We start from the raw sequence: 7,051 nt of genomic DNA on the forward strand, positions 1-7,051 counted from the left end.
GGCTCACGGAGCCAGGCCGGATCGCATGCGGTTCCCGTCACGCCGGGTCGATGCGGGAGACGCTGCCGCCGATGTCGAGCACGTACAGCTCGCCCTTGTCGCCCTGCACGAACGAGACGACCTCGCCGCCGTTGACTCCGAGATCGTGTACGCCGGTCACCTTGCCGTTCTCGATCTGCAGAGAGCGGACGGTGCCGTCGCAGTAGTCGCTGAACACGTACTGACCCTTGAGGTCCGGGATCGCTTCGCCGCGGTAGACGTATCCGCCGGTCACCGAGCAGCCGAGGCCGGTGCGGTCGTACTCGTGGACCGGCGGCACGTGGTTCGCGGGTTCGGTGCCGTCCCGGAACGGGTGGTTGCCCTCCATCTGGGACCAGCCGTAGTTCTCACCGCCCTTGCTGTTCGCCGGGGCCCAGTCGATCTCCTCCCAGGCGCTCTGGCCGACGTCACCGATCAGCAGGTCGCCGGTGCCCGCGTCGAAGGAGAACCGCCACGGGTTGCGCAGCCCGTAGGCCCAGATCTCGTCCTTGGCGTTCGGGTCGTCCACGTACGGATTGTCCGGCGGGATCGCATACGGCTTGCCACCCCTCGGGTCGATCCGCAGGAGCTTGCCGAGCAGGGTGTCGAGGTTCTGTCCGTTGCCGTGCGGGTCGCCGCCCGAGCCGCCGTCGCCGAACGCGATGTAGAGGTAGCCGTCGGGGCCGAACTTGATGTCGCCGCCGTTGTGATTCGCGTAGGGCTGTGTCTGGGTGAGGACGGTGCGCCGTGTGTCCGGCTGGATCTTGCCGTCCCGCACGGCGAACTCGTCCACGGTGCTGGTGCCTTCGAGGTTCGTGAACGAGATGTAGAAGTGCGCGAACTCCTTGTCGAACGTGACGCCGAGCAGGCCGCGTTCGCCGTCGGTGGTGGTCTCGCCGGAGATGTCGAGGACGGGTTCACCGAGCCCCTGCCCGCTCAAGACCCGCACGGTGCCTGCGCGTTCGGCGATCCAGACCGTGCCGCCAGGCCCGGCGGCGCCTGCGGATGGATTCTTGGCCGTGGCCACATTCTTGAGCGCGACCTTCGGTGCCGCCTGCCGCGGGGCGGCGGGCTCGTCGGCGGACGCGGCCGTCAGGGCGAGGGACGCGACGAGGCAGATGGTGCCGATGATCGCCGAGCTTCTGGTGCGAACTCTCACCGTGATCCTCCTGGAGGCGGCGAATGGGGGGGGTCACCAGGCTGCCGATGGTGTGCCACCGGCCACGGATGAGGATACTGGGACAGGCGTTGTTGGTATAGACCAAGAGCCCATCCGGCCGCCACGAACTTCGAGACAGCCGATTCGCACCCCATCGCGTACATAGAACAGGAAACTTTCCTGTCAGTCTTGACGGGGGCTCGAAAGGACCTTAACTTTCCCGCCATCCCCACCTTTTGGCTGCTCCACCTGCACCCCCTGAACACGCGCTGAAGCACCTCCCCCACACAGTGACGCGAACGCAGGAGGCACCCCCCATGGCTCACCCGACCCTCCACCGACGACGCCCCTGGATCACCCTCACCGCGGCCCTCGCCGCAGGCTCGCTCATCGCCCTCGCCCCGCAGTTCAGCGCCGACGCCGGAGAGGAGAACGCCGCCGTCAGGGCCCCGGCCGGATCACCCGTCGCCGAGAACGGGCAGCTCAGGCTCTGCGACACCACGCTGTGCACCGCGCAGGGCAAGGCCGTTCAGCTCAAGGGCATGAGCTCGCACGGCACTCAGTGGTACGAGCAGTGCCTCACGGACGGCTCCCTCGACGCCCTGGCGCAGGACTGGCAGGCCGATGTGCTGCGCGTCTCCACATACGTCCAGGAAGACGGCTACGAGACAGACCCGGCGAAGTTCACGCGGATCGCCCAGCGCGTGGTCGACCAGGCCATCGAGCGCGGCATGTACGCCGTCATCGACTGGCACATGCTCACCCCGGGCGACCCCAACGCGAACACCGGTCTTGCCAAGAAGTTCTTCACCGACATGGCGAAGAAGTACGCGGACCAGCCCCATGTCTTCTACGAGATAGCCAACGAGCCCAGCGGCGTCGAATGGTCCGAGATCAAGTCGTACGCGGAAGAGATCATCCCCGTGATCCGGCAGTACGACCCCGACGGCATCGCGCTCGTCGGCACCCGCGCCTGGTCCTCGCTCGGCGTCTCCGAAGGTGCGGACGAGAGGGAGGTGGTCGACAATCCGGTCGACGCCGAGAACATCATGTACACGTTCCACTTCTACGCCGCCGACCACGACGACGAGTACCTCCGGACACTGTCCCGGGCGGCCGACGAAATCCCCATGTTCGTCACCGAGTTCGGCACCCAGAAGGCGTCGGGCGACGGCGGCGACGACTTCGCGATGTCGCAGAAGTACATCGACCTCATGGAGCAGAAGAACATCTCCTGGACGAACTGGAACTACTCCGACGACTCCCGCTCGGGAGCGGTCTTCAAGGCAGGCACCTGCGCCGGCGACGAATGGGCGGGCACCGGGGTCCTCAAGCCGGCCGGCGTGTGGATACGGGACCGCATCAAGGGCTGACCGACCACCCCGCGCAGGTGACCACGCGGTGCGGGGTGAGCCCGTTCGCCCTAGCGTGGAAGTGCGTTCCCCGGGTACGGCGCGCGGGAGGTGGAGACATGGCCGGCCAGAAGGCTGTGATGCGAGAGCTGCTGCGTACTTCGGGACAGACGTACGCGGCGGAGGCGGGGATCCGACTGGCGGACACCCCTCAACCGCTCTACCGCACGCTCGTCCTGTCCTGTCTGCTCAGCGCCCGTATCCGGGCATCCGTGGCGGTGGCGAGCGCGCGGGCGCTGTACGACGCCGGGATGCGCGGTCCACGGCAGATGGCCGACGCCTCCTGGCAGCAGCGGGTCGATGCTCTGGGGCGCGGTGGCTACCGGCGCTATGACGAACGGACCGCGACCCAGCTCGGTGACGGTGCCCGGCTTGTGCTCGATGAATGGGGCGGCGACCTGCGCAGGATGCGTGAGCAGGCGGACGGCGACGTGGCGGCCCTGAAAGGGCTGCTGCGTCAGGTACCGGGGCTCGGACCCGTAGGCGCGGACATCTTCCTGCGCGAAGTGCAGGACGTGTGGACCGAGTTCGCGCCCTACCTCGATGCCAAGACGCTGCAAGGGGCCGAGCGCCTCGGGCTGCCCCAGAAAACCGCCGGGCTGCTCCGGCTCGCGGGGAACGAACAGCCGGGCGTTCTGGCCGCGGCGCTGGTCCGGGCCGCCCTCGACCGGCAGTTGGCGCAGGACAGCATCGACCGGGCAGCCGGCCGCGCCCGCTCCTGATCCCGCCGTCACTCAGGGCGCAGCCACACTGTCGCCAGAGGAGGAAGGGTCACCCCCAGAGTGGCCGGTCGGCCGTGGACCGTCTCGGGGGCGGGCTTCAGCGGGTCCGGGTTGCGGACGTCGCTTCCCCCGTAGCGGGCCAGGTCGGTGTTGAGGGTCTCCCGCCAGACAGTGGCCGCGTCCGGGACACCGAGCGGGTAGTCGTGACGGACCACCGGGGAGAAGTTGCACACGGCAAGGAGTGGAGTGCCATCCGCCGCGAAGCGCAGGAACGCGAGCACGTTGTCCTCCGCCGCGTCCGCCGTGACCCAGGAGAATCCGGCCGGCACGGTGTCCTGCTCCCACAGAGCCGGCGCTGAGCCATACTCGTGGTTGAGGTCGTGGACCAGCCGCAGTACGCCGCTGTGGTCCGGCTCCGCCGGATAGTCCGGGTCCAGAAGGCCCCAGTCCAGGCCGTCCTCCTCCGACCACTCGGCGCCCTGGGCGAACTCCTGCCCCATGAAGAGGAGTTGCTTTCCGGGGTGGGCCCACATGAAGCCCAGGTAGGCCCGGTGGTTGGCGCGCCGCAGCCACCAGTCCCCCGGCATCTTGGACACCAACGCCTGCTTGCCGTGGACCACTTCGTCGTGCGAGAGGGGCAGGACGTAGTTCTCGCTGTACGCGTACACCATCGAGAACGTCATCTCGTTGTGGTGGTACTTGCGGTGCACGGGGTCGCGCTTGATGTACTCCAGGGAATCGTGCGACCAGCCCATGTTCCACTTCATGCCGAAGCCGAGGCCGCCCAGACCGCCGGGACCCGTGTCATGGGTGGCCCGCGTCACGCCGTCCCATGCCGTCGACTCCTCGGCGATCGTGACCACTCCGGGGCAGCGCCGGTAGACCGTCGCGTTCATCTCCTGCAGGAACGCCACCGCGTCCAGATTCTCCCGGCCGCCCAACCCGTTGGGTGCCCACTGCCCGTCCTCGCGGGAGTAGTCGAGGTAGAGCATCGAGGCGACGGCGTCGACGCGCAGGCCGTCGATGTGGAACTCCTCGCACCAGTAAGTGGCGTTGGCGACAAGGAAGTTGCGGACTTCCTTCCGGCCGTAGTCGAAGGTCAGGGTGCCCCAGTCGGGGTGTTCGGCACGTCGGGGGTCCTCCGGTTCATACAGGTGCTCTCCGTCGAAGGCCGCCAACGCCCAGTCGTCCTTGGGGAAATGGGCGGGGACCCAGTCCAGGATCACGCCGACGCCCGCTTGGTGCAGCGTGTCGACGAGGTACTTGAAGTCGTCGGGTGTGCCGAGGCGGGCGGTCGGCGCGTAGAAGCCGGTGACCTGATAGCCCCAGGATCCGCTGAAGGGATACTCCGCGACCGGGAGCAGCTCCACGTGGGTGAAGCCCGCATCCGTGACGTAATCGGTGAGCTGGTCGGCGAGTTGGCGGTAGGAGAGGCCGGGCCGCCAGGACGCCAGATGGACCTCGTAGACCGAGAAGGGGGCCCGGTGGACGGGGCGGTCAGCGCGGTGTGCCATCCATTCGGCGTCCGCCCACACGTGGGACGACTCCGTCACGACGGAGGCGGTCGCGGACGGCACCTCCGCGCGGCGAGCCATGGGATCCGCGCGCAGCGTGTGGGTTCCGTCGGGGCGCGTGATGTCGAACTTGTAGCGGGCCCCATCCCCGATCCCGGGAACGAACAGCTCCCATACGCCGGTCGAGCCCAGCGAGCGCATGGGGTACGCGGCTCCGTCCCAGTGGCAGAAGTCACCGCAGATCCTGACCCCCTGCGCATGGGGCGCCCACACCGTGAACCGGGTGCCCAGCACGCCCTGGTGGGTCATCGGGTGCGCTCCCAGCGCCTTCCACAGCTCCTCGTGCCGGCCTTCGCCGATCAGGTGCAGATCGAATTCACCCAGTGCGGGGAGGAAGCGGTAGGGGTCCTCGTACTCGCCGTCCCGGCCGTCGTACGTCACGCGCAGCCGGTACTCGGGCGTCGCGTCGAGCGGCAGAACACCGGAGAAGAAGCCGTCGCCCGTGTCGTTGAGCTGCACGCATCGCCCGTCGGTGAGGAGCGTCACCGCTTGGGCGTAGGGGCGCAGGACCACGAAGGCCGTGCCTCCGGGCACGGGGTGCGCACCGAGTACGGCGTGCGGGTCGTGATGAGTGCCCGACAAGAGGCGCCGTCTGTCCTGTGCGTCGAGAGGGGCTTCGGGAATGCGGTCACGGACATCGGCGACGGGCCGGGCAATGGTGTCCACGGTCTCAACTCTCCTCTGCGAGGCGGGCGATCGCCGCCATGGGAACGGGCAGCCAGTCGGGGCGGTGCCTGGCCTCGTAAAGCACTTCGTAGACCGCTCGGTCCGTCTCGTACGCACGCAGGAGCTCGGCTTCCGCACGCGGATCCCACGGCGACTCCGCCGCGTACCCCGCGCAGTAGGCCTCCCTGCATCGCTTGACCCACTGCGCCCCCCAAGGGCGCCGGGTGTAGGCCGCGTAGTCGAAGGAGCGGAGCATGCCCGCCACATCGCGTACGGGTGCCTGCGCGTGCCGGCGCTCGGCGAGCGGCCGGGCCGGTTCGCCCTCGAAGTCGATGACGAACCAGCGCTTTCCGGCCTGGAGCACCTGGCCGAGGTGCAGGTCGCCATGGATCCGCTGAGCCGGGCGGCTCAGCCCGCGTGCCGCGAGCGCGCCGTATGCGGCCTTCAGGCGAGACACGTACGGAACGAGGTCCGCCACCTGATGGGCGGCGGTCTCCAGACGGTCCGTCATCGCCGCGGCCAACCGCCGGCCGCCGTGCGGGTCCAGGGGCTCCGTCTCGAACGACCGGGTCAGCGCCAGGTGCACTTCGGCGGTGGCACGGCCCAGTTCGTACGACTCGTCACTGAAGTCCTCACCCGCGGCGAGGGATTGGAGAGCCAGCGTCCAGCCGTCCGTCGCCTCGCGCAGGAAGGGCTGGAGCACTCCGAGCGTCATCTTGCACGGCTCGGTGGTCCAGAACCAGGCCACGGCCGCGGGCACCCGGGCACAGCCGCCACGCGCCAGCGCCCGCGGCACTTCCAGGTCCGGGTTGATGCCGTACTGGACGCGGCGGAACAGCTTCAGGATGAAGGAATCCCCGTACACCAAGGAGGTGTTGGACTGCTCGCCGTCGATCAGCCGGGGCGTGAGTCCGTCCGGAACCACGACCTGCTTGTCTCGTTCGAAGCGCAGTGGACCCATGGCGCCGGGAACCCGCAGGCGTTCCAGGAGCAGCGTCGCCGACCACGGGTCCAGGAGGGCGTCGTACACGGTGAGTCCGGCGAGCGGGCCCGTGTCCGGTCGGCCGATGAACGCGTGCTGGAGCCGGAGCGGCAGGTCCTCGCGGACGCCGAGGATCAACTGGTAGCAATCATCGGGCTGCCCGGCATGTCCCGTACGGATCAGCAGGTGCAGGCACCCCGGGTGCAATTCTGTCGTCGACAGCACGGCCAGATCCGTCACGGGCCTGCCCTTGCCCGCGAACCACCTCTGCTGCGGCAGCCACTCGCGAAGGAGCCCGGCCAGCGAGGTCAGCAGCTGGGGAGGACTGAGGCTGCCGGGCGACTGCGAAGCCGTCTTCAGCATGAGACACACGTCCCTTCAAAGGTGCACCGGGGGTGCGGCCGGAGGTCGTGGATGGTCGGTCAGCCGGAACCAGTAGAACCCGTGCCCCGCCAGTGTGAGCAGGTAGGGCAGTTCGCCGATGGCCGGGAAGCGCACTCCGCCGATGAGTTCGACGG

6 protein-coding genes are annotated in these 7,051 nt (G+C 68.7%); 2 read left to right on the forward strand and 4 right to left on the reverse strand.

The genetic code is table 11. The features are described from left to right. Window positions 1–37: 37 nt before the first annotated feature. The gene (locus AB0O76_RS35155; RefSeq protein ID WP_365499973.1) at window positions 38–1,177 is read right to left on the reverse strand and encodes a PQQ-dependent sugar dehydrogenase; all 1,140 of its coding nucleotides are present in this window, start codon (window positions 1,175–1,177) and stop codon (window positions 38–40) included. A gap of 317 nt (window positions 1,178–1,494) precedes the next feature. On the opposite strand from AB0O76_RS35155, the gene AB0O76_RS35160 reads away from it, so the two are divergent. Continuing rightward, a complete protein-coding gene (locus AB0O76_RS35160; protein WP_365499976.1) occupies window positions 1,495–2,550 on the forward strand; it encodes a glycoside hydrolase family 5 protein in 1,056 nt (351 codons plus the stop codon). 98 nt (window positions 2,551–2,648) lie between these two features. Then, on the forward strand, window positions 2,649–3,311 hold the full coding sequence (locus AB0O76_RS35165) for an endonuclease (protein WP_365499979.1): 663 nt from the start codon (window positions 2,649–2,651) through the stop codon (window positions 3,309–3,311). Between the two features lie 8 nt (window positions 3,312–3,319). On the opposite strand, the gene glgB is transcribed toward AB0O76_RS35165, so the two are convergent. From glgB to AB0O76_RS35180, 3 genes are all read right to left on the reverse strand, one after another. Then, complete coding sequence (gene glgB / locus AB0O76_RS35170) at window positions 3,320–5,551, reverse strand: 1,4-alpha-glucan branching enzyme (protein ID WP_365499982.1); 2,232 nt, start codon at window positions 5,549–5,551, stop codon at window positions 3,320–3,322. 4 nt (window positions 5,552–5,555) lie between these two features. Then, window positions 5,556–6,896, reverse strand: a complete 1,341-nt coding sequence (locus tag AB0O76_RS35175) for a maltokinase (RefSeq protein ID WP_365499985.1) — start codon at window positions 6,894–6,896, stop codon at window positions 5,556–5,558. A 15-nt stretch (window positions 6,897–6,911) separates the two neighbouring features. Continuing rightward, window positions 6,912–7,051, reverse strand: a 140-nt coding sequence (locus AB0O76_RS35180) for an alpha-glucosidase C-terminal domain-containing protein (RefSeq protein ID WP_365500005.1), incomplete at its 5' end; no start/stop codon positions are given.

The organism is Streptomyces sp. NPDC086554 (assembly GCF_040686095.1).
Taxonomy (GTDB): Bacteria; Actinomycetota; Actinomycetes; order Streptomycetales; family Streptomycetaceae; genus Streptomyces.